The 22,142-nt window shown below is 38.6% G+C and carries 24 protein-coding genes and 2 other annotated features; all 24 genes read left to right on the forward strand.

The genetic code is table 11. From position 1 onward, the window contains the following. The first annotated feature begins 664 nt into the window (after nucleotides 1-664). Nucleotides 665-1,126 (forward strand): CtsR family transcriptional regulator, encoded by a 462-nt coding sequence (locus tag J2Z40_RS16715; protein WP_066399683.1) that lies wholly within the window; start codon nucleotides 665-667, stop codon nucleotides 1,124-1,126. A gap of 27 nt (nucleotides 1,127-1,153) precedes the next feature. Then, nucleotides 1,154-1,702 carry a protein-arginine kinase activator protein McsA gene (mcsA, locus tag J2Z40_RS16720; RefSeq protein WP_066399686.1) on the forward strand — a complete coding sequence of 183 codons (549 nt, stop codon included), beginning with the start codon at nucleotides 1,154-1,156 and terminating at the stop codon, nucleotides 1,700-1,702. A 2-nt stretch (nucleotides 1,703-1,704) separates the two neighbouring features. Next, entirely contained in the window at nucleotides 1,705-2,772 is a 1,068-nt protein-coding gene (gene mcsB / locus J2Z40_RS16725) for a protein-arginine kinase McsB (protein ID WP_066399689.1), read from the forward strand. Nucleotides 2,773-2,788: 16 nt separating this feature from the next. Further along, nucleotides 2,789-5,239 carry an ATP-dependent protease ATP-binding subunit ClpC gene (gene clpC, locus J2Z40_RS16730; protein ID WP_066399697.1) on the forward strand — a complete coding sequence of 817 codons (2,451 nt, stop codon included), beginning with the start codon at nucleotides 2,789-2,791 and terminating at the stop codon, nucleotides 5,237-5,239. Between the two features lie 143 nt (nucleotides 5,240-5,382). After that, nucleotides 5,383-6,762 carry a DNA repair protein RadA gene (radA, locus tag J2Z40_RS16735; protein ID WP_066399699.1) on the forward strand — a complete coding sequence of 460 codons (1,380 nt, stop codon included), beginning with the start codon at nucleotides 5,383-5,385 and terminating at the stop codon, nucleotides 6,760-6,762. A gap of 3 nt (nucleotides 6,763-6,765) precedes the next feature. Then, nucleotides 6,766-7,839: a DNA integrity scanning diadenylate cyclase DisA gene (gene disA / locus J2Z40_RS16740; RefSeq protein WP_066399701.1), complete on the forward strand. Its 1,074-nt coding sequence runs from the start codon at nucleotides 6,766-6,768 to the stop codon at nucleotides 7,837-7,839. 207 nt (nucleotides 7,840-8,046) lie between these two features. Further along, nucleotides 8,047-9,129: a PIN/TRAM domain-containing protein gene (locus tag J2Z40_RS16745; protein WP_066399703.1), complete on the forward strand. Its 1,083-nt coding sequence runs from the start codon at nucleotides 8,047-8,049 to the stop codon at nucleotides 9,127-9,129. 20 nt (nucleotides 9,130-9,149) lie between these two features. After that, nucleotides 9,150-9,839, forward strand: coding sequence for a 2-C-methyl-D-erythritol 4-phosphate cytidylyltransferase (gene ispD, locus J2Z40_RS16750; RefSeq protein WP_066399705.1), 690 nt, complete (start codon nucleotides 9,150-9,152; stop codon nucleotides 9,837-9,839). Nucleotides 9,840-9,864: 25 nt separating this feature from the next. Beyond that, entirely contained in the window at nucleotides 9,865-10,350 is a 486-nt protein-coding gene (gene ispF, locus J2Z40_RS16755) for a 2-C-methyl-D-erythritol 2,4-cyclodiphosphate synthase (RefSeq protein WP_066399708.1), read from the forward strand. Between the two features lie 108 nt (nucleotides 10,351-10,458). Then, complete coding sequence (gene gltX, locus J2Z40_RS16760) at nucleotides 10,459-11,916, forward strand: glutamate--tRNA ligase (RefSeq protein ID WP_066399710.1); 1,458 nt, start codon at nucleotides 10,459-10,461, stop codon at nucleotides 11,914-11,916. Between the two features lie 41 nt (nucleotides 11,917-11,957). Then, nucleotides 11,958-12,214, forward strand: a binding site (T-box leader). Between the two features lie 426 nt (nucleotides 12,215-12,640). After that, entirely contained in the window at nucleotides 12,641-13,300 is a 660-nt protein-coding gene (cysE, locus tag J2Z40_RS16765; protein ID WP_066399714.1) for a serine O-acetyltransferase, read from the forward strand. Then, on the forward strand, nucleotides 13,290-14,693 hold the full coding sequence (cysS, locus tag J2Z40_RS16770; RefSeq protein WP_066399717.1) for a cysteine--tRNA ligase: 1,404 nt from the start codon (nucleotides 13,290-13,292) through the stop codon (nucleotides 14,691-14,693). Before cysE ends, cysS begins: the two co-directional genes overlap by 11 nt. A 3-nt stretch (nucleotides 14,694-14,696) precedes the next feature. Beyond that, the gene (locus J2Z40_RS16775) at nucleotides 14,697-15,122 is read left to right on the forward strand and encodes a Mini-ribonuclease 3 (protein ID WP_066399721.1); all 426 of its coding nucleotides are present in this window, start codon (nucleotides 14,697-14,699) and stop codon (nucleotides 15,120-15,122) included. Continuing rightward, a complete protein-coding gene (rlmB, locus tag J2Z40_RS16780; protein ID WP_066399725.1) occupies nucleotides 15,119-15,862 on the forward strand; it encodes a 23S rRNA (guanosine(2251)-2'-O)-methyltransferase RlmB in 744 nt (247 codons plus the stop codon). The genes J2Z40_RS16775 and rlmB overlap by 4 nt, the downstream gene beginning before the upstream one ends. A gap of 2 nt (nucleotides 15,863-15,864) precedes the next feature. After that, nucleotides 15,865-16,374 (forward strand): NYN domain-containing protein, encoded by a 510-nt coding sequence (locus J2Z40_RS16785; protein WP_066399728.1) that lies wholly within the window; start codon nucleotides 15,865-15,867, stop codon nucleotides 16,372-16,374. A 70-nt stretch (nucleotides 16,375-16,444) separates the two neighbouring features. Continuing rightward, complete coding sequence (sigH, locus tag J2Z40_RS16790; RefSeq protein ID WP_066399731.1) at nucleotides 16,445-17,101, forward strand: RNA polymerase sporulation sigma factor SigH; 657 nt, start codon at nucleotides 16,445-16,447, stop codon at nucleotides 17,099-17,101. A gap of 116 nt (nucleotides 17,102-17,217) precedes the next feature. Next, a complete protein-coding gene (rpmG, locus tag J2Z40_RS16795) occupies nucleotides 17,218-17,361 on the forward strand; it encodes a 50S ribosomal protein L33 (RefSeq protein WP_066399734.1) in 144 nt (47 codons plus the stop codon). A gap of 58 nt (nucleotides 17,362-17,419) precedes the next feature. Then, on the forward strand, nucleotides 17,420-17,602 hold the full coding sequence (secE, locus tag J2Z40_RS16800) for a preprotein translocase subunit SecE (protein WP_066399740.1): 183 nt from the start codon (nucleotides 17,420-17,422) through the stop codon (nucleotides 17,600-17,602). A 318-nt stretch (nucleotides 17,603-17,920) separates the two neighbouring features. Next, the gene (nusG, locus tag J2Z40_RS16805) at nucleotides 17,921-18,454 is read left to right on the forward strand and encodes a transcription termination/antitermination protein NusG (protein ID WP_066399744.1); all 534 of its coding nucleotides are present in this window, start codon (nucleotides 17,921-17,923) and stop codon (nucleotides 18,452-18,454) included. A 241-nt stretch (nucleotides 18,455-18,695) separates the two neighbouring features. Continuing rightward, nucleotides 18,696-19,121, forward strand: coding sequence for a 50S ribosomal protein L11 (gene rplK, locus J2Z40_RS16810; protein ID WP_066399746.1), 426 nt, complete (start codon nucleotides 18,696-18,698; stop codon nucleotides 19,119-19,121). A 150-nt stretch (nucleotides 19,122-19,271) separates the two neighbouring features. After that, on the forward strand, nucleotides 19,272-19,970 hold the full coding sequence (gene rplA / locus J2Z40_RS16815) for a 50S ribosomal protein L1 (protein ID WP_066399748.1): 699 nt from the start codon (nucleotides 19,272-19,274) through the stop codon (nucleotides 19,968-19,970). Nucleotides 19,971-20,085: 115 nt separating this feature from the next. Then, nucleotides 20,086-20,226: a sequence feature (ribosomal protein L10 leader region), on the forward strand. 32 nt (nucleotides 20,227-20,258) lie between these two features. Continuing rightward, entirely contained in the window at nucleotides 20,259-20,759 is a 501-nt protein-coding gene (gene rplJ, locus J2Z40_RS16820; RefSeq protein ID WP_066399749.1) for a 50S ribosomal protein L10, read from the forward strand. A gap of 55 nt (nucleotides 20,760-20,814) precedes the next feature. Then, the gene (gene rplL / locus J2Z40_RS16825) at nucleotides 20,815-21,177 is read left to right on the forward strand and encodes a 50S ribosomal protein L7/L12 (protein ID WP_066399750.1); all 363 of its coding nucleotides are present in this window, start codon (nucleotides 20,815-20,817) and stop codon (nucleotides 21,175-21,177) included. A 138-nt stretch (nucleotides 21,178-21,315) separates the two neighbouring features. Continuing rightward, on the forward strand, nucleotides 21,316-21,918 hold the full coding sequence (locus J2Z40_RS16830; protein ID WP_066399751.1) for a class I SAM-dependent methyltransferase: 603 nt from the start codon (nucleotides 21,316-21,318) through the stop codon (nucleotides 21,916-21,918). Nucleotides 21,919-22,142: the final 224 nt, after the last annotated feature.

Raw genomic sequence — 22,142 nt, forward strand, 5'->3', positions numbered from 1 at the left:
ATATTATACTAGTAGTCCTTCAAAAAAATTGAAGATGAAGGGCCTTATTCAGTAGTGCCCTCTAGCCAAAAAGTGTTTTCATACAAAATTATAAACTTAATTATTGTGGATGACTTTGCGACAAGTTCTGCGTCTAGCTCCTCAAGAAATACATCGGCAGCATAAGCATCGCACGAGTATAAGTGTATTTCTTATAGGAGTAGCGCCTACCCCCGACGTACAGGATGTACTAGTGTCGACAATGCGACAGGACGTCGCGTTTTTATCGACCTCGAGCTCACAAGTCAATCCTCTAAAAATCAGTAAAGGACACCTTGCAGAGAGGCTAGCCTTGTGCTATGCCTGAGGCTGATCAAGGCGCTTGCGCTTTTGTTCTTCTGGAATTCATATGTATAACTAACTATGTGAGTAAGTTGCTGTTTGCACGACAAGTGGCCTTTCGATGGATACTTACATCACATGGATGAGAGCCAATACTAAATGAACTTTGCCTTATTCTATATGGATAAGGCATATTTTGGTCGAGCTGTCCTCCTTTAATAAATAATAGGTTTGGGAACTTAAAAAAACGGGAAAATTATTAATACTTGTTAATTGCATCGCTAAATATACTTATGTATAATTAAAGTCAAATATAGTCAAAGTCAGATTAGGGGGAGGAATGATGAGGAATATTTCGGATATCATCGAAAATTATTTAAAACAAGTATTAGAGATGAGTGAAAGGGAACTTGTCGAAATTAAACGAAGTGAAATTGCAGATAAATTTCAGTGTGTCCCTTCTCAAATCAATTATGTAATAAATACAAGATTTACAATTGAAAAGGGATATATGGTAGAAAGTAAACGGGGTGGCGGTGGATATATCCGAATCATGAAGGTTCAATCATATGACCATGCCCATTTAATCGATCAAATTTTAGCATTGATTCATAGCCAATTAACCCAAAACAGTGCGGAAAATGTCATTATTCGACTTGTTGAAGAAGAGATTATTACAGATAGAGAAGCAAAAATTATGCTTAGTGTGATTGATCGTTCTGTTTTATATATTGATCTTCCTTATCGAGATGAACTTCGTGCAAGAATGTTAAGAGCCATGTTAACTACTTTAAAATATAAATAAAAAACACCGAGCTGGAGAGGTGACGATATGATATGCGAAGAATGTAATCAAAGGCCGGCATCGTTGCATTTTACTAAAATAATAAATGGTGAAAAAGCTGAATATCATTTGTGCGAGAAATGTGCTCAGGAAAAGGGCGATATGTTCATTACAAACGGAGCAACAGGCTTTTCAATAAATAATTTATTAGCAGGTTTGCTGAATATGAATCCAACCATTCAAAAACATGAACAAGATTCATTTCAAAAGGAAAATATCGTGCAATGTGATCAATGTTCCATGACTTTTCAGCAGTTTATTAAATTAGGGAGATTTGGCTGTGCTAACTGTTATAAAGCCTTTGGAGATCAGTTAACACCTATTCTGAGAAGACTGCACAGTGGGAACTCCTCACATAATGGGAAGATTCCTGCAAGGATTGGCGGCAGTCTACATCTGAAAAAAAATATAGAGCAGCTAAAGCACCAGTTGAAAGAGATTATTTCAAAGGAAGAGTTTGAAAAAGCAGCACAAATTAGAGACGAAATACGCTTATTAGAAAGCCAATTAAATACAAATCATGAGGGGGGGAAGTAGGCTTGTCGTTAGAACGTTTTATCAATCAAGCAATCAGCTCCTGGATGAGTGCTGAGGGTCCGGATGCGGATATAATCCTCAGTTCACGAATTCGATTAGCTCGAAATATAAATCAATACAAATTCCCCATTCTTTTTACGAATGACGAAGCCAAATCAGTCATTCAAAAGATCCAAGTGATAATGGACGATTCTTCTTTTTCAAAACTTGGGAAAATGGAAATTTTATTAATGGATGAGCTTCAGCCCCTTCAAAAAAGAGTTCTTATGGAAAAGCATCTGATTAGTCCTCATCTTGCAGAGAATGCTTCATTCGGTGCTTGTTTACTATCGGAGAATGAAGAATTAAGTGTAATGATTAATGAAGAGGATCATATTCGTATTCAATGCTTATATCCAGGGTTTCAGTTATTAGAGGCTTTGGCAATGGCAAATGAAGTAGATGATTGGCTCGAGGAAAAGATTGATTATGCATTTGATGAAGGGATTGGTTATCTAACAAGCTGTCCAACGAATGTAGGTACTGGATTAAGAGCCTCTGTAATGATGCATTTACCAGGACTAATTCTTACACAACAAATGAACCGGATTATTCCTGCAATTAATCAATTAGGGCTAGTGGTAAGAGGGATTTATGGGGAAGGCAGCGAAGCTTTAGGGAATATCTTTCAAGTGTCTAATCAAATGACTCTTGGGAAATCAGAAAGTGATATTGTTGAAGATTTAATAAGTGTTGTTAGTCAGTTAATTTCACAAGAAAGGTCCGCCCGTGAAGCATTAGTGAAGTCTTCTAACATACAATTAGAAGATAGAGTTTTCCGCTCCTTTGGAACCTTATCCAATTCACGAATTATTGAATCAAAGGAAGCGGCTAAATGTTTGTCAGATGTCCGTTTAGGTATCGATATGGGCTATCTAAAAGGTTTGTCTAAGAATATTCTAAATGAGCTGATGATTTTAACACAGCCAGGGTTTCTACAGCAATATGCAGGAGGTCCATTACGACCTCATGAACGAGATATCCGTAGAGCTACCTTAATAAGAGAAAGATTAAAAATGGAGAATCAATAGATAGGAGGATAATGATATGATGTTCGGTCGATTTACAGAAAGGGCCCAAAAGGTACTGGCATTAGCACAAGAGGAGGCCATTCGATTAGGTCATAATAATATTGGAACAGAGCATATTCTTCTAGGGCTTGTACGTGAAGGGGATGGCATTGCTGGTAAAGCCCTTTATGCACTTGGGCTTGGTTCTGAAAAAATTCAAACTGAAGTAGAGAATTTAATTGGAAGAGGGCAAGACACGTCCCAAACTCCTCAATATACGCCTCGAGCGAAGAAAGTAATTGAACTGTCAATGGACGAAGCAAGGAAATTAGGCCATTCCTATGTAGGAACAGAGCATATCCTGCTTGGGCTTATAAGAGAAGGGGAAGGCGTAGCTGCTCGAGTACTTAACAATCTAGGTGTTAGTCTTAATAAAGCCCGTCAGCAAGTATTGCAGTTATTAGGAAGCAATGAGTCAGGAAACCATCAGGGCGGTTCATCTGCTAATGCGAATACACCTACTCTTGATGGTTTAGCAAGGGATTTAACAGCGATCGCAAAGGAAGGGAGTCTAGATCCAGTTATCGGCCGCAGCAAGGAAATCCAGCGTGTGATTGAAGTGTTAAGTCGCCGTACGAAGAATAACCCTGTCCTTATTGGCGAGCCTGGTGTTGGGAAGACAGCAATAGCTGAAGGCTTAGCCCAGCAAATTATAAATAATGAAGTACCTGAAACCCTTCGTGATAAAAGAGTAATGACTCTTGATATGGGAACGGTTGTTGCTGGTACTAAATATCGTGGAGAGTTTGAAGATCGTCTAAAAAAGGTGATGGATGAGATTCGACAAGCGGGTAATATCATCTTATTCATTGATGAGCTTCATACATTAATTGGAGCTGGTGGTGCAGAAGGTGCAATTGATGCTTCGAATATTCTTAAACCATCTCTTGCGCGTGGTGAATTGCAATGTATCGGAGCAACAACCCTTGATGAATATCGTAAATACATCGAGAAAGATGCAGCATTAGAAAGACGCTTTCAGCCAATTCGAGTGGATGAACCGACAGCTGAAGAGTCTGTGCAAATTCTGTATGGTTTGCGTGATCGCTATGAAGCTCACCATCGTGTAACGATAACAGATGCAGCGATTGATGCGGCTGTTAAACTGTCAGATCGCTATATTTCTGATCGTTTCCTTCCTGATAAGGCAATTGATTTGATTGATGAGGCTGGTTCAAAGGTTAGGCTTCGTTCGTATACAACACCACCTAATTTAAAGGAATTAGAGGTAAAGCTTGAGGATGTTCGTAAAGAGAAGGATGCAGCTGTACAAAGCCAGGAATTTGAAAAGGCGGCTTCTTTACGAGATACAGAGCAACGTCTGCGCGAACAACTTGAAGAAACGAAGAAAACGTGGAAAGAAAAACAAGGAAAAGAAAATAGTGAAGTGACTGTCGAAGATATCGCAAGCGTCGTTTCTAGCTGGACTGGGATTCCTGTTTCAAAACTAGCAGAAACCGAAACACAAAAGCTGTTAAACCTTGAAGAAATTCTTCATTCAAGATTGATTGGGCAAGAAGAGGCAGTAAAGGCCATCTCTAAAGCTGTTCGTCGTGCGCGTGCAGGACTTAAAGATCCGAAGCGTCCAATAGGCTCATTTGTTTTCCTTGGCCCGACAGGAGTTGGGAAAACAGAACTAGCTCGTGCTTTAGCTGAAGCGATGTTCGGTGATGAAGATGCAATGATTCGTATTGATATGTCGGAATATATGGAGAAGCACTCTACTTCAAGACTAGTAGGATCACCTCCTGGATATGTCGGATATGAGGAAGGTGGACAGCTTACAGAGAAGGTCCGTAGAAAGCCATATTCAGTTGTCTTATTAGATGAAATTGAAAAGGCACATCCAGATGTGTTCAATATTCTCCTACAAGTGTTAGAGGATGGACGTTTAACAGATTCTAAAGGAAGAACAGTAGATTTCCGAAATACAGTTTTAATTATGACGTCTAATGTAGGGGCAGAAGCATTAAAGCGCAACAAATATGTTGGATTCAATATTCAAGATGGAGAACAGGACTATAAGGATATGAAATCGAAGGTAATGGAGGAACTGAAGAAAGCATTCCGACCTGAGTTCCTAAACCGTATCGATGAGATTATTGTTTTCCACGCGTTAGAGAGAAAGCATCTAAAAGAAATCGTTACATTGATGTCCGATTCATTAACTAAACGATTAAAAGAACAGGATATTGATATTGAATTAACGGAAGCAGCGAAGGAAAAAATTTCAGTTGAAGGGTATGATCCTGAATACGGAGCAAGACCACTTCGCAGAGCAATTCAAAAGCATATTGAGGATCGTTTATCAGAAGAGCTGCTAAGAGGCACTGTTTTAACAGGCCAAAAGGTAGTAATTGATGTCAAAGATGGAGAATTTACTGTTGAAACCGGTAAGTCAGCCATTGCAGCTACTCTACAAAAATAAACATTGAAAAGAAGGAAGGTGCACGTAGAAAAAACGTGTACCTTCTTTGTAATTACTATAAGCAGCAAGGCGTATACTATAGGTATGAGTATTTTTCCATTATATAAAAAATGCAAGGGATGATTAGAGAGGGAGAAAAAAGAATGGCAAAAAGAAAAACGAAGTTTATGTGTCAGGAATGCGGGTATGAGTCACCTAAATGGATGGGGAAATGTCCTGGGTGTGGTGTGTGGAATAAAATGGTCGAAGAGGTGGAGAAAGCATCTACATCAAGAAGAGGGGCATTTGCTCATTCACAAGGCTCGACGATTGTTGCGAAAGCTACACCAATTACCTCGATTGAGACAGTCAGTGAACCGAGAATCTATACCGATCTAAAGGAATTGAATCGTGTCCTAGGCGGTGGGGTTGTAAGAGGATCTTTAGTGTTGATAGGCGGAGATCCGGGTATTGGGAAGTCGACATTGCTTCTACAAGTCTCCTCACAATTAGCGAATAAAAACCACTCCGTATTATACATATCTGGGGAAGAATCGATGCGTCAAACGAAACTGCGCGCAGATCGTTTAGGTGTTTCATCAAATAATTTACTAGTCTATTCAGAGACAAGTCTTGAAGAGATTAGCAGAACAATTGAGCAAGTGAACCCAAGCTTTGTCATTATTGATTCCATCCAGACCATTTTTCACCCTGAGGTAACATCTGCCCCTGGGAGTGTTTCTCAAGTAAGAGAGTGTACCGCTGAATTGATGCGAATTGGTAAAACAAAAGGGATTGCAATCTTTATTGTTGGGCATGTAACGAAAGAAGGTTCGATAGCAGGACCGAGGCTATTAGAGCATATGGTAGATACGGTACTTTATTTTGAGGGGGAACGCCATCATACGTACCGGATTCTACGGGCTGTGAAAAATCGATTTGGATCTACAAATGAAATGGGTATTTTTGAAATGAAAGAGTTTGGCTTGGAGGAGGTTGATAATCCATCTGAAATATTTCTAGAAGAACGATCTCAAGGGGCAGCAGGATCAACGGTAGTTGCTTCGATGGAAGGCACCCGTCCTGTTCTTGTAGAAATCCAAGCACTTATTTCCCCAACCAGCTTTGGAAATCCGAGAAGAATGGCAACTGGAATTGATCATAATAGAGTCTCTTTGTTGATGGCAGTATTAGAAAAGCGTGTGGGAATGCTCTTACAGAATCAGGATGCATATTTAAAGGTAGCAGGTGGAGTGAAGCTAGATGAACCAGCGATTGATTTAGCGGTTGCTGTCAGTATCGCCTCCAGTTTCCGTGATAAGCCAACAAAGCCAACAGACTGTATTATTGGCGAGGTGGGCTTAACTGGTGAAGTGAGAAGGGTATCAAGAATCGAACAGCGGGTGCAGGAGGCTGCAAAGCTTGGATTTGAAAGAGTCATCATTCCTGCTAATAATTTAGGTGGCTGGAATGTCCCAAAAGGGATCGAATTGATTGGTGTAGGTTCTGTTAGTGAAGCATTAAAAGCAACATTAGGAGGATAAGACATGGATGGAAAGAAGCTTGGTGAAAAAACAATGAGTGAAATCCTGCAATTTATGGCTCCAGGGACACCTATTAGAGAAGGCATTGATAATGTCCTTCGGGCGAATACAGGAGGATTAATCATTCTTGGGAGTAAAGAAAAAATTACACATATAGTTGATGGTGGATTTCAAATCAATGCTTTATTCTCGCCAAGCTACTTATATGAATTGGCAAAAATGGATGGAGCGATTGTATTAAATGAAGAAGGAAATAAAATTCTCATTGCCAATGCTCAGCTAGCCCCAGATACAAGCATCCCTTCTACAGAAACAGGTATGCGCCACAGGACAGCAGAAAGGGTAGCAAAGCAAACGGGATCACTAGTGATTGCGATCTCTCAAAGACGGAATGTGATCACGCTATATAAAGGTCATTTTCGTTATGCGCTACGCGATATTTCCGTGATCTTATCAAAAGCAAATGTTGCATTGCAGACACTTGAGAAATATTCTGTAGTATTAGAGCAAAGTATTGCTAATTTAAGTGTGCTAGAATTTGAAGAGCTAGTTACTTATTGCGATATAATTAATGTTTTCCATAGCATTGAAATGGTCTTAAGAATAAAAACAGAACTGCTTACTTATCTGAATGAATTAGGAATAGAAGGAAGGCTTATTCGCCTGCAAATGAATGAAATCCTATTAGATATTGAAAAAGAAGCAGAGTTAATCATAAAGGATTATGCGCACGCCAAACAAGTTGATACGAAAGAAATATTTAGTAAATTACAAGAATTATCTACTGGTAAAATATTGGAGGATTCCACTATTTTAAAGTTATTAGGATACAATGGATATATTCATACTGATGAGTATAAATGTCCAAGAGGCTATCGAATCTTAACAAAAGTCCCGCGCTTGCCTCCAGTTATTATTGAAAATTTAATTGTTCGATTTAAAGATTTACCAGCAATTGTTGCGGCCACTGTAGAGGAATTGGATGAAGTAGAAGGAATCGGTGAAGTAAGAGCAAGGAAAATTAAAGAGGGGCTAAAGCTAATCAAGAATCAGCTTTTAGCGGATCGACAGCTATAAAGTGACTATTGAACTATAATTCCTATTATGTTACAATGGCTGTTTGTTTTATTTGACACCAGATTGCAATAGGTGCTAACCTTAGGCTGTAGTCATATCAATGGTTTTCAACTATATTTTAATATAATTTATTTACGAATGAAAAATTAGTTTCTTTAGGTTTCAATTTTTAGAATCTGTTTATAATGATTAGAAGGAGGTGAGGGAATGTTAAAACGTATTGTTCAAGCATGTTTCCTTATTATTGGAGTTACGCTTGGGATATTTTTGATTCCTGACTTATTAAGATTGGTTTCTTTGAATGAAATTCCTATGCTATATAATCCTTATATGTCCGCTGTGCTAGGTGCAATTATTTTTTATCTTATTTCTTTTTGGGCGGTTGATTATGTTGTTAATTTTGTAAAATGGGTAGAGGAATCACTTGTACGAGTACCGATTACCGATATCATTTTCGGGAGCATCGGACTAGTATTTGGATTAATTATTGCCTTTTTGATTGGCTATGCCTTGAATGCAATTGAAGTTCCGATATTAAATACGGTTGCACCAATTGTCCTGACATTAATATTTGGTTATTTAGGGTTTCAAGTAGGTTTTAAAAAGCGTGATGAGTTATTAGGTTTGCTTTCAAATCGAAAGAAAAAAGTAGTGGAAGAGGAAGCAGAAGTCACCAATAAAAATGTATTGAAAATCTTAGATACTAGTGTCATTATTGATGGCAGAATTGCAGATATTTGCCAGACTGGATTTCTAGAGGGAACGATTGTTATACCACAATTCGTTCTAGAGGAATTACAACATATCGCAGATTCCTCTGATGTGTTAAAGCGCAACAGAGGGAGAAGAGGTCTTGATATTCTCAATCGAATTCAGAAAGAACTATCAATAAAGGTAGAAATTTATGAAGGTGATTTTGAAGAGATCCAGGAAGTAGATAGCAAGCTTGTGAAACTTGCAAAGATTACAAACGGCATGGTAGTTACGAATGACTTTAATCTGAATAAAGTGTGTGAATTCCAAGGTGTAGCGGTTCTAAATATTAATGATCTTGCTAATGCGGTTAAACCGGTTGTCCTTCCTGGGGAAGAGATGAAGGTGCAAGTGATCAAGGATGGAAAAGAACAAAATCAAGGGATTGCTTATCTAGATGATGGAACAATGATTGTTGTTGAGGATGGTCGAGACTATATTGGCAAGCATATTGATGTATTAGTAACGAGTGTCTTGCAAACTTCTGCTGGACGAATGATTTTTGCTAAGCCAAAGCTATTAGAAAAAGCATTATAGTGGGATTGGAGTTTGTTTGCATGGCTTATCAAGTCATTATTCCTGCAGCAGGCCAAGGAAAGAGAATGGAAGCAGGGAAAAATAAGTTATTATTAGAGATAAATGATTTACCTATTCTAATTCATACATTGAATGTATTTCAAAATGATGAAGCATGTAATGGGATTTTTCTTGCGATCAACCCTCAAGAGGAACAAGAATTACGGGAAATGATTGAGAGCAATCAGCTGACAAAGGTCATAGCCCTTGTTCCTGGTGGAAAAGAGAGACAGTACAGTATATATAATGCATTAAAACATATAGAAAAAGAAGGCATCATCCTTGTTCACGATGCAGCACGGCCATTTATTGATAAGGGACTTCTTCATCCTTTAATTAAAGCTGCTGAAAAAGAGGGGGCTGCTATATTAGCTGTCCCTGTTAAAGATACGATAAAAAAGGCTTCGGGGACGATCGTAACTGAAACGGTTGAACGTTCGAGCTTGTGGGCTGTTCAAACCCCGCAGGCTTTTCGCTTTTCCATTTTAATAGAAGCTTATAATAAAGCAGAAGAAGATGGTTTTCTTGGAACGGATGATGCAAGTTTAGTAGAGCGGATTGACCAAGAAATTGTGATTGTACAAGGGAACTATGACAATATTAAGTTGACGACACCGGAAGATTTATATTTCGCAGAAGCAATCATTAAGAAACGAAAAGATCAGCAGTAGAACTTTATTTAAAGGGGACAATAAGATGTTTCGAATTGGACAAGGATTTGATGTACATCAACTAACAGAGGGGCGTCCGTTAATACTTGGCGGAATTGAAATCCCATATGAAAAAGGATTATTAGGTCATTCAGATGCGGATGTTCTTTTACATACAGTAGCTGATGCATGCTTAGGTGCGATTGGTGAGGGAGATATCGGCAGGCATTTCCCAGATACAGATGAGGCCTTTAAGGATGCGGATTCTGCAAAATTATTGACGCATGTATGGGCGATTGTAAAAGAAAAAGGGTATGAGCTTGTAAATGCAGATTGTACAATTATTGCGCAAATGCCAAAAATGGCTCCATACGTTGGACAAATAAGAGAACGAATTGCTCAATTGTTAGAAACAGAGATTGATCGGATCAATGTGAAAGCAACAACGACAGAGAAGCTTGGTTTTACGGGCAGAGGTGAAGGGATTGCCTCACAGGTAGCTGTATTGCTGCAAAAAAGCAAAGGGGAGTAGGCCCTCTTTTCTTTTGGTTTTAAATCGTAATGACTGAATAATAAGCTACTAGCAAAATGCTGATGAAAAAATGAAGAAAAAGAAGAGAATTAGGGAGGCAAAAGTCAGATGACAAAGGATATTCGCGTACGTTATGCCCCAAGTCCAACTGGACATTTACATATCGGTAATGCTCGTACAGCATTATTTAATTATTTATATGCTCGTAATAAAGGTGGAAAGTTCATTATCCGCATTGAGGATACGGACAAGAAGCGGAATATTGAAGGCGGCGAGGAAAGTCAGCTTAAGTACCTTAAATGGCTTGGAATGGATTGGGATGAAAGTGTTGATAAAGAAGGAGCACTTGGCCCATATCGCCAATCTGAACGGAATGAGATTTATGAGCAATACTACAATGAACTTCTAGAAAAAGGCCATGCCTATAAATGCTACTGTACAGAAGAGGAAATTGAAGCAGAGCGTGAAGTGCAAGTTGAAAAAGGAGAAACACCTGCTTATTCCGGGAAATGTCGCCATTTAACGAAAGAAGAACAGTTAAAATTAGAAGCGGAAGGCAGACAACCAAGCATTCGCTTTTTAGTTCCGAAAGGGAAGGTCTTTTCTTTCACAGATATGGTGAAAGGGGAAGTGGCTTTTGAAGCAGATGGGATTGGAGATCACGTCATTGTGAAAAAGGACGGGACACCAACCTATAATTTTGCTGTCACTGTTGATGATCATCTCATGGAGATTTCCCATGTATTAAGGGGAGATGACCATATTTCAAATACACCGAAGCAGTTAATGATTTATGAAGCATTGGGCTGGGAAGCACCAATTTTTGGACATATGACATTGATTGTGAACGAAAGCCGTAAGAAATTAAGTAAGCGTGACGAGTCAATCATCCAATTTATTGAGCAATACGAAGAGCTTGGTTATTTGCCAGAGGCATTATTTAACTTTATTGCTTTACTTGGTTGGTCCCCATCAGGAGAAGAGGAAATATTCTCTAAGGATGAATTTATTCAGCTCTTCGATGCGAATCGATTATCGAAATCACCAGCGCTTTTTGATAAACAAAAGCTTACTTGGATGAACAATCAGTATGTGAAGAAACTAGATATTGATCGTCTAGTTTCCATCTCCTTGCCACATCTTGTAAAGGCTGGTCGGGTCAATGAGCAAAGATCAGAAACAGAAGATCTTTGGGTTCGAAATTTAATTGCACTTTATCAAGAAAAAATGAGTTTTGGTGCTGAAATCGTAGAGCTAACAGAGATATTCTTTACAGAGGAAAATAATATGGATGAAGAAGCGAAGGCTGTCATTCAAGAAGAACAAGTGCCTGAAGTTCTTAATTCCTTTTTAAATGAAATCGACGAGTTAAGTGAATTCAAAGCTGAGGAAATTAAAGCAGCGATGAAGGCCGTACAAAAAGCAACAGGTCATAAAGGGAAGAAACTTTTTATGCCGATAAGAGTGGCAATTACTGGTCAAACGCATGGGCCAGATCTGCCGCAAGCCATTGCTTTGTTTGGCAAAGAAAAAGTAAAATTGAGAATAAAGCATATTTTAGGTTAACAAATTATTTGAAATGTAATATAGTATAAAGTAAATCTATATATAAAGTGTAGACGAGGAAAAGTAGGAACATGATGCTTTTTAGAGAGAACCATCACCGGCTGAAAGTGGTTTAAGCCTCTCATCGTTTTGAAGTGCCCCTCTGAGTCTCATTTCGAACAATATTAGCGGTCTAGCTCCAGCGCTTGGGCTTTTCTAATAAGTAGAAATGAGCGGAACTTCTTCCGTTAACAGATTAAAGTTGAGGCTGAAATTAGTCTAAACAGAGTGGAACCGCGCGGATAAAAGCGTCTCTGTCTTCATTGACAGAGGCGTTTTTTTTATTGTTAAGGAAATTATAAATTAAAATGTTGTGTATAACTTTGAGATATGTTCTGCGTCTAGCTCCAGCGCCTACCCCCTCGAGGTCACAAGCCAATCCTCCCAGAAAGGTAAAGGACACCTTTCCGTGAGGCTCGTCTTGTGCTTGTCGGGGGTGATCAAGGCGCCTGCGCATTTGTTCTTGTTTGGGAAACAATCCATTCGCTTCTTGTATATTGTTTTGTCATTAAGTATGTTTTAGTTTCAGCTTTATAAGGAACATGACAACCTTATACAAGGAGAAGTACGTAAAGAAAAATCTCCTCATGTTATTGATAGGAAATGAAAAAATTTCCCGGAAAATACTATTTAGAAAAAATGATTTAACAGGAAATGATGACGAATCTGAAGGAGGGAAGAAGAGATGTTTAAGAGGATCAAGGAAGATATTGAAGTAGTCTTTGAACAGGATCCCGCTGCAAGAAGCTATTTAGAAGTAATTTTAACCTATTCTGGCCTTCATGCAATTTGGGCACATCGAATCGCTCATGCTCTTTTCAAAAGGAAGTTCTTTTTCCTTGCCAGAGTCGTATCCCAAATTAGCCGCTTCTTCACAGGAATTGAAATACATCCTGGAGCAACAATTGGCCGACGCTTTTTTATCGACCATGGAATGGGAGTAGTAATAGGTGAAACATGTGAGATTGGGGATAATGTAACTGTTTTCCAGGGAGTTACATTAGGCGGAACAGGGAAGGAGAAGGGGAAGCGACATCCAACAATTAAAGACAATGCACTTATTGCGACAGGTGCAAAGGTTCTTGGCTCCATTACAATTGGAGAAAACTCCAAGGTAGGGGCAGGATCTGTTGTTCTCCATGAAGTACCGCCTAATTCAACAGTTGTAGGGATACCAGGTCGTGTAAAGATTCAAGATGGTGTGAAAATAAGGAAGGATTTAAATCATTCCGATCTTCCAGATCCAGTTGCCGACCGATTGAAAGAATTAGAAAGTGAAATGGCAAAATTAAATAAAGAGCTTGAGAGTTTGAAGAAAGAAAGGAGCCAAGTACATGGCCATTAAAATTTATAATACATTAACAAGAAAGAAAGAACCCTTTATTCCTTTAGAAGAAGGGAAAGTGAAAATGTATGTGTGCGGACCGACCGTTTATAACTATATTCATATCGGAAATGCACGTCCGCCAATTGTCTTTGATACAGTGAGAAGGTATTTTGAATATAGAGGTTATGATATGACCTATATTTCTAATTTCACAGATGTTGATGATAAATTAATCCGTGCTGCCAAGGAGCTTGGAGAGGATGTACCAACAATTGCCGACCGATTTATTGATGCGTACTTTGAGGACGTATCTGCACTTGGCTGCAAACGAGCAGATTCACATCCTCGAGTAACAGAGAGCATGGATCTTATTATCGAATTTATTGAAGTGTTAATAGAAAAAGGGTATGCCTATGAGTCTGAAGGGGATGTTTATTTCCATACACGCAAATTTGATGGGTATGGGAAGTTGTCACATCAATCGATTGATGAGCTGCGCTCGGGTGCCCGGATTGCAGTCGGGGAGAAAAAGAGTGATGCGCTTGATTTTGCTCTTTGGAAAGCTGCTAAAGATGGTGAAATATACTGGGAAAGTCCTTGGGGCAAAGGGCGGCCGGGTTGGCATATTGAATGCTCGGCCATGGCAAAGAAATACTTAGGTGAGACGATCGATATTCATGCGGGAGGACAGGATTTGGCTTTTCCACATCATGAAAATGAAATTGCCCAATCTGAAGCAGTGAATGGAAAAACATTTGCTAACTATTGGATGCATAATGGGTATATTAATATCGATAATGAGAAAATGTCAAAGTCTCTTGGGAACTTTGTACTTGTGCATGATATTATCAAAAATCACGATCCGCAAGTTCTACGATTCTTTATGCTTTCTGTTCATTATCGGAATCCAATTAATTATACAGAAGAGCTATTGGAGAATACACGTGCTGGATTAGAGCGGATTAAGACTTCCTATGAAAACTTGAAGCATCGCCTAACAGCTAGTGCAAATTTAACCGAGCATAATGAGGAATGGATAGAGAAAATCACTGCATTACATGAAGAATTCATTAAAGAAATGGACGATGACTTTAATACCGCTAACGGTATTTCCGTGTTGTTCGAACTCTCTAAACTGGCTAATTACTACTTAATGGAGAAGAATACTTCGACTGAAGTCATTCATGCCTTTACAAAGGAATTCGAAGAGCTGTTTCATGTGCTTGGACTAACTCTTGAAACGGTGAAGGAGAGCTTATTGGATGAAGATATTGATCGCTTGATTCAACAACGAGATCAGGCTAGGAAAGATCGAAACTTCCAGCTTGCTGATGAGATTCGTGATCAACTGAAAGAGATGAATATTATTTTAGAAGATACACCACAAGGTATACGATGGAAAAGAGGCTAAAAAATGCTTCAATATGATAATAAAATTGATGAAAAACAGTTAAATAGCCTCGCCCTTGCTTATATGGGCGATGCTGTTTTTGAAATATATGTTCGCAAGCATCTCATCCATAGTGGAAGGGTGAGACCTAATCAATTACATAGGGAAGCGACTCATTATGTTTCGGCAAAGGCGCAATCACAAATGGCTCATCAATTTCTTGATTCTAGCTTTTTAACCGATGAGGAAATCGCTGTTGTAAAAAGAGGTAGGAATGCCAAATCCGGCTCCACTCCGAAAAATACAGATGTACAGACGTATCGATATAGTACAGCATTTGAATCACTAGTAGGCTTTTTGTATTTGTCTGGACAAGAGGAACGGCTGGAGGAAATAATTGTAGCTGCATTTCAGATTGTTGAAGAAAAGAAAGGAGGAACAGTGAAATGAACGAAGATCTCATTATGGGGAAGAACCCTGTGATTGAAGCATTAAAGTCAGGAAGAGACATTAATAAGATTCTTATTGCAGAAAGTTCACAAAGTGGACAAATGCAGCAAGTGATTGGTTTAGCAAAAGCATCAAACGTGTTTGTTCAATTTGTTCCGAAGAAAAAGTTGGATCAAATGGTAGAAGGGATTCATCAAGGGGTTATTGCTCAAGTGGCTGCTTATCAATATGCAGAGCTAGATGATTTATTTCATGTAGCTGAAAAGAGAAATGAAACCCCCTTCTTCTTATTATTAGATGAAATTGAGGATCCGCATAATTTAGGATCAATTATGAGAACGGCTGATGCAGTAGGGGCGCATGGAATCATTATTCCAAAAAGAAGAGCGGTAGGATTGACCGCAACAGTGGCGAAGGCATCAACAGGTGCCATTGAACATATTCCAGTCGTTCGTGTCACGAATATGGCAAGGACAATGGATGAATTAAAGGAAAGAGGCATATGGATTGCAGGGACAGATGCAAAAGGAAGTGAAGATTATCGCCGATTCGATGGCACATTGCCATTAGGGTTAGTTATTGGCAGTGAAGGCAAAGGAATGGGACGCTTGATTCGTGATAAGTGTGACTTTCTCATTCATTTACCAATGTCTGGTCACGTCACCTCATTAAATGCATCAGTAGCTGCTGCACTTCTTATGTATGAGGTCCATCGGAAACGACATCCTCTCGAGAAATAAAAATGGACATCCTTATCGTTGATGGATATAACGTAATAGGTGCTTGGCCTGAGTTACGACAGCTTAAAAATAAAGACCTATCTGCAGCTAGAGATCGGCTAATAGAAAAAATGGCTGAATACCAAGCCTTCTCTGGATACCGGGTGATCGTTGTTTTTGATGCCCATTTTGTGAAAGGGACAGAAAAAAAATATAATGATTCCAAGGTTGAAGTTATTTTTACAAAATCAAATGAGACGGCTGATGAGCGAATCGAAAAAATGGCGATCAGCCTAAATAATATTAAAACACAAATTCATGTGGCTACCTCCGATTATACGGAGCAATGGGCAATATTTGGACAAGGTGCGTTACGGAAATCTTCAAGAGAATTATTAAATGAGATGAGTAATATAGAGAATCGAATCGGTAAAAGAGTAAAGAAAATCCAAGAGAAAAGGCCTGTCTCCAAAATTCCACTTAGTGAAGAAGTAACAGAAATTTTTGAAAAATGGCGCAGAGGACAGCGATGAATGGTTGACGCTGGAAAAAAACCTACTGTATAATACTTTTATCTATGTTTGTACGGTCGGGGGGATCTGATTGGATACTAACTTAAAGTCAATTGATGAAAAGAATGCAGAGTATTTACAGCTTGAAGACGAAGAATTAGTTGATTTAGTCCATAAAGGCGAAAGCAAGGCATTGGATTACTTAATTCATAAGTATCGTAATTTCGTTCGTGCAAAAGCAAGATCCTATTTTTTGATTGGTGCAGATAAAGAAGATATTGTTCAAGAGGGCATGATCGGCTTGTATAAGGCGATTCGTGATTTCAAAGGGGACAAGCTCTCCTCTTTTAAAGCATTTGCGGAACTATGCATCACAAGACAAATTATTACGGCTATTAAAACAGCTACAAGGCAAAAGCATATTCCGTTAAATTCTTATGTGTCATTGGATAAACCGATTTATGATGAGGAATCAGACCGAACATTAATGGATGTGATCTCAGGAGCAAAGGTGATGGATCCTGAGGAGCTAATTATTAATCAGGAAGAGTTTGATCTTATCGAGGTTAAGATGGCTGAGCTTTTAAGTGATTTGGAAAGAAAAGTGCTTGCGTTGTATTTGGATGGACAGTCTTATCAAGAGATTTCTGAAGAATTGAATCGACATGTAAAGTCAATTGATAATGCCCTTCAAAGGGTCAAAAGAAAGCTTGAGAGATATTTAGAGGTTCGAGAAATTTCTTTATAATTCCATCTTAGTTGCTCATTGTTTCTGCTCTTTTTTCCATATTTCACTGTTATTGACATCAATAATTGTCCATGGTAAAGTTTTAAGGACGTATAAGTATTTAGTAGGTGGATAAGATGAGAAAAAAAGTGGTACTAGCCTGTACCCATTGTAGTTCAAGAAATTATTCTACAATGAATAATAAAGAAACAGATCGACTAGAGCTTAAGAAATTTTGTCAAACATGCAATCTTCATACGATTCATCGTGAAACAAAGTAGTGAATGATAAATAGATATAAAGATTTGGATATATCTCGTGGAAGTTGGGGGTTACGATATGCAACGCATCTTGAAATTTTTCCGTGATGTTGGCCGAGAAATGAGAAAGGTCAGCTGGCCAAAACGCAAAGAATTAACGAGCTATACTGTAACAGTTCTTGCAACTGTTGTGTTTTTCACCGTTTTCTTTGCAGTGATTGACCTAGGTATTTCTGAACTGATTCGTATTATTCTTGAATAACCCCTGTATATCCATGGTATAATGGAGAATAACAGAGGAAACATGTGTGAAGCCCGGAAACGGGTTTTTTCATTTCTAAGGAAATTATAAATTCGCATTTTGTGTATAACTTTGTGAATAAGTATGTTACCGTCCAGCTCCAACGCCTACCCCCTCGAGGTCACAAGTCAATCCTCCCAGAAAGGTAAAGAACAACCTTTCTGAGAGGCTCGTCTTGTGCTTGTCGGGGGTGATCAAGGCGTTTGCGCATTTTTACTTTGGATAAAAAACTCTTAGTTCATTTGATAAATAAGGAGGGAAGGACAATAGTCCCCTTGAATGGAAAAGAATTGGTATGTTGTTCATACGTACTCAGGATACGAAAATAAAGTTAAGGCAAACTTGGAGAAGCGTGTTGAATCCATGGCGATGCAAGATAAAATTTTTCGTGTTGTAGTACCAGAAGAAGAAGAAACAGATTTCAAAAATGGCAAAAAGAAAGTAGTTAAGCGTAAAGTGTTCCCTGGCTACGTATTGGTAGAAATCGTAATGACAGACGATTCTTGGTATGTTGTTCGAAATACACCTGGAGTAACTGGATTTGTTGGTTCAGCTGGGTCAGGATCAAAACCTACACCATTATTGCCTGAAGAGGTAAATGTCATCTTGAAGCGGATGGGTGTAGAGGAAAAGCGTGTGGATATTAACTTTGAACTTGGTGAAACAGTTCAGGTGAAGGAAGGTCCATTCGCGAACTTTACTGGATCGATTGAAGATATTGATAAAGATAAAGCGAAGATTAAAGTACTAGTCAATATGTTCGGCAGAGATACACCGGTTGAATTAGATTTCACTCAAATTGAAAAATTATAAGAAATAACAAGAATATGTCTGGGTATTTCGCGGTACTTCGCTAATTATAAAAAAGTTCCCCTACCTTATTTGAAAAAAACTTGAAATCATCTTTAAAAAGTGGTAATATTTCAAAGGTCAGTATGTCTCGAAAAGAGACAGACAAATGCTAGGGTTCTTTATCTTAATATAAAGACTATAAGTTGAGTGGGAGGGAGTAGATCCCTATTACCACATCACGGACTTTAAGGAGGTGTGTCTCGTGGCTAAAAAAGTAATCAAACTTGTTAAATTGCAAATTCCAGCAGGTAAAGCAAATCCTGCGCCACCAGTAGGTCCTGCATTAGGTCAAGCCGGTGTTAATATCATGGGATTCTGTAAGGAATTTAACGCTCGTACAGCTGAACAAGCTGGCTTAATCATTCCTGTTGAAATTACGGTTTTTGAAGACCGTTCATTTACATTTATTACGAAAACTCCACCTGCTGCAGTTTTACTTAAAAAAGCAGCTGGAATTGAGTCTGGTTCTGGTGAACCAAACCGTAATAAAGTAGCAACAGTCAAGCGTGACAAGGTACGCGAGATTGCTGAAACAAAAATGCCTGATCTAAACGCTGCTAGTGTAGAAGCTGCAATGCGTATGGTTGAAGGTACTGCTCGCAGCATGGGTATCACTATCGAAGACTAATCCATGACTGCTGTTCAACAGGGTTGCGTGACTGAACTAGGTTTCACACGCAACCTTTTGTACGTCTAGCTCAGACATTGAGCATGGCGCCTGGGCTCTTCGTCGTGGGAGGTTATTCCGCTAAAACCACAAATCAAGGAGGAAATTAAAATGGCTAAAAAAGGTAAAAAGTATGTAGAAGCTGCAAAGCTTGTAGATCGCACAAAAGCTTATCCTATTGGAGAAGCAATTGAACTTGCTAAGAAAACAAATTTCACTAAATTTGATGCAACAATCGAAGTAGCATTCCGTTTAGGAGTAGACCCTAAGAAAGCTGACCAACAAATCCGTGGAGCAGTTGTGCTTCCAAACGGTACAGGTAAAACGCAACGCGTCCTTGTTTTTGCTAAAGGTGAAAAATTGAAGGAAGCTGAAGCTGCTGGTGCAGACTTTGCAGGTGATGCAGAATATATCAATAAAATCCAACAAGGTTGGTTTGATTTTGATGTAATCGTTGCTACTCCAGATATGATGGGTGAAGTTGGTAAACTTGGACGTGTATTAGGACCAAAAGGCTTAATGCCAAACCCTAAAACAGGCACAGTTACATTTGATGTAACGAAAGCTGTTCAAGAAATTAAAGCTGGTAAAGTTGAATACCGTGTAGACAAAGCTGGTAACATCCACGTGCCTATCGGTAAAGTTTCATTTGAAAACGAAAAGCTTGTTGAAAACTTCAACACGATTTTCGATACAATGATGAAAGTAAAACCTGCTGCTGCTAAAGGAACTTACATGAAGAATGTAGCTGTAACTTCAACTATGGGACCTGGCGTAAAAGTAGATCCATCAACTGTAACAGCGAAATAATTATGTGAATATGCGAAGCAGCCTTGATTTACAAAGTGTTGTGGAACATTGAAGCTGGATAATACTAACAATTGACAAACAAATATATATTTAGTAATATATATTTTGTTGTTAAAATAATATAACATTTTTACCGTAGACAGCAGGTGCATTAAAGCTTAATTTCCTGCCGAGGTATTACGATAGAGTAATTGTTTATTAACTATTGTATACTTCCTCCATGTCTGCAAAGATATGGAGGTTTTTATTTGAACGGTCTAAATGTACATTTCTACAGGAGGTGTAATGATGAGCAGTGCTATCGAACAAAAGAAACAAATCGTAGACGAAATTGCTGATAAGTTCAAGGCAAGTGTATCAACGGTTGTTGTTGATTATCGTGGTCTAACTGTTGCGGAAGTAACTGAACTTCGTAAACAACTTCGTGAAGCAGGTGTAGAGTTTAAAGTATATAAGAACTCACTAACTCGCCGTGCTGCTGAATCTGCTGAACTTGCAGGTTTGAACGAAGTGTTAACAGGTCCTAATGCAGTTGCATTCAGTACAGAGGACGTTGTTGCTCCAGCGAAAATCATTAATGATTTCGCGAAGAAGCATGAAGCGCTTGAAATTAAAGCAGGTATTATTGAAGGTAACGTTTCAACAGCTGAAGAAGTGAAAGCTCTTGCTGAACTTCCATCTCGCGAAGGTTTACTATCTATGGTACTCAGCGTACTTCAAGCACCAATTCGCAATCTTGCTCTTGCTGCAAAAGCTGTTGCAGATCAAAAAGAAGAACAAGGCGCGTAAGTTAAAGATCGTTAAACTATTAAATGAATACCAATTATAAGGAGGAAATTTTATCATGACTAAAGAACAAATCATTGAAGCAGTTAAAGCTATGACTGTTTTAGAATTAAACGACTTAGTAAAAGCAATCGAAGAAGAATTCGGAGTAACTGCTGCAGCTCCTGTAGCTGTTATGGGTGGCGCTGCTGGTGCTGCTGCTGAAGAAAAAACTGATTTTGACGTAATCCTTGCTTCTGCAGGCGACCAAAAAATCAAAGTTATTAAAGTTGTTCGTGAAATCACAGGTCTTGGACTTAAAGAAGCAAAAGAACTTGTTGATAACACACCAAAAGCAGTTAAAGAAGGCGCTTCTAAAGAAGAAGCTGAAGAAATCAAAGCGAAGCTTGAAGAAGTTGGAGCTGGCGTTGAAGTTAAGTAATATATGCATTGAAAAGCCCGCGATTTAGCGGGCTTTTTTTGTAAAATAAGATTGAATCAGAAAATCGTCTAGCTCTGGTAACTGTTTCATTTTAAAGTAGGCTAACTAACGCATTTTTTCTGTCGGAGGTGAATAAGTTTGTCTGAGCACTATTATTCTAAAGTACAAAACGTTGAAAGTGATCCGCAAGTAAGGGACTTTGCGATTCATAATCAATCCTTTCGTTTTAAGACAGATAATGGGGTTTTTTCTAAAAAAGAAGTTGATTTTGGGTCCAGATTATTATTAGAAACATTTGAGATGCCGCCAATTGATGGAAATATTCTTGATGTTGGTTGTGGTTATGGTCCGATTGGCTTATCAATCGCTAAACAAATGAAAGACCGAATCGTTCATATGGTTGATGTGAATGAGCGAGCATTGCTTTTAGCGCGTGATAATGCAACATTGAATGAGGTTGAAAATGTTTGTATTTATGAAAGTGATCGTTTGGACAATGTGAGTGGAAACAAATTTGCTGCGATTTTGACAAACCCGCCAATCCGCGCTGGGAAAAGGGTTGTCCATGATATCTTTGAACAAAGTCATGATTGTCTGCTGCCTGGTGGAGAACTTTGGGTCGTAATTCAAAAGAAACAAGGAGCACCATCGGCCATATCGAAAATGTCTGAGCTATATAGTGAAGTAGAGACGGTTGTGAAGAAAAAGGGATACTTTATTATAAAAGCGAAAAAAGATTGACTTGACATTTCGTGTATGATAGCATTATAAAATGCCAATATATTAGATTCCGATTAATTACTAAATTACATATTACTTGTATAAATTTGGTTATAATGGGAATGCTAACAAAATAATTGTCGTAATGTGGAATTGTGGTTTTTACTTAAAAACCCTTTTTCTTTTTGTCTAATTGAAAAGTGACAGGTTTCTTGAATTGGAAACTATCTAGCACGATGTCTATC

The sequence above is a fragment of the Cytobacillus eiseniae genome (genome assembly GCF_017874625.1).
Taxonomy (GTDB): Bacteria; Bacillota; Bacilli; order Bacillales; family Cytobacillaceae; genus Cytobacillus; species Cytobacillus eiseniae.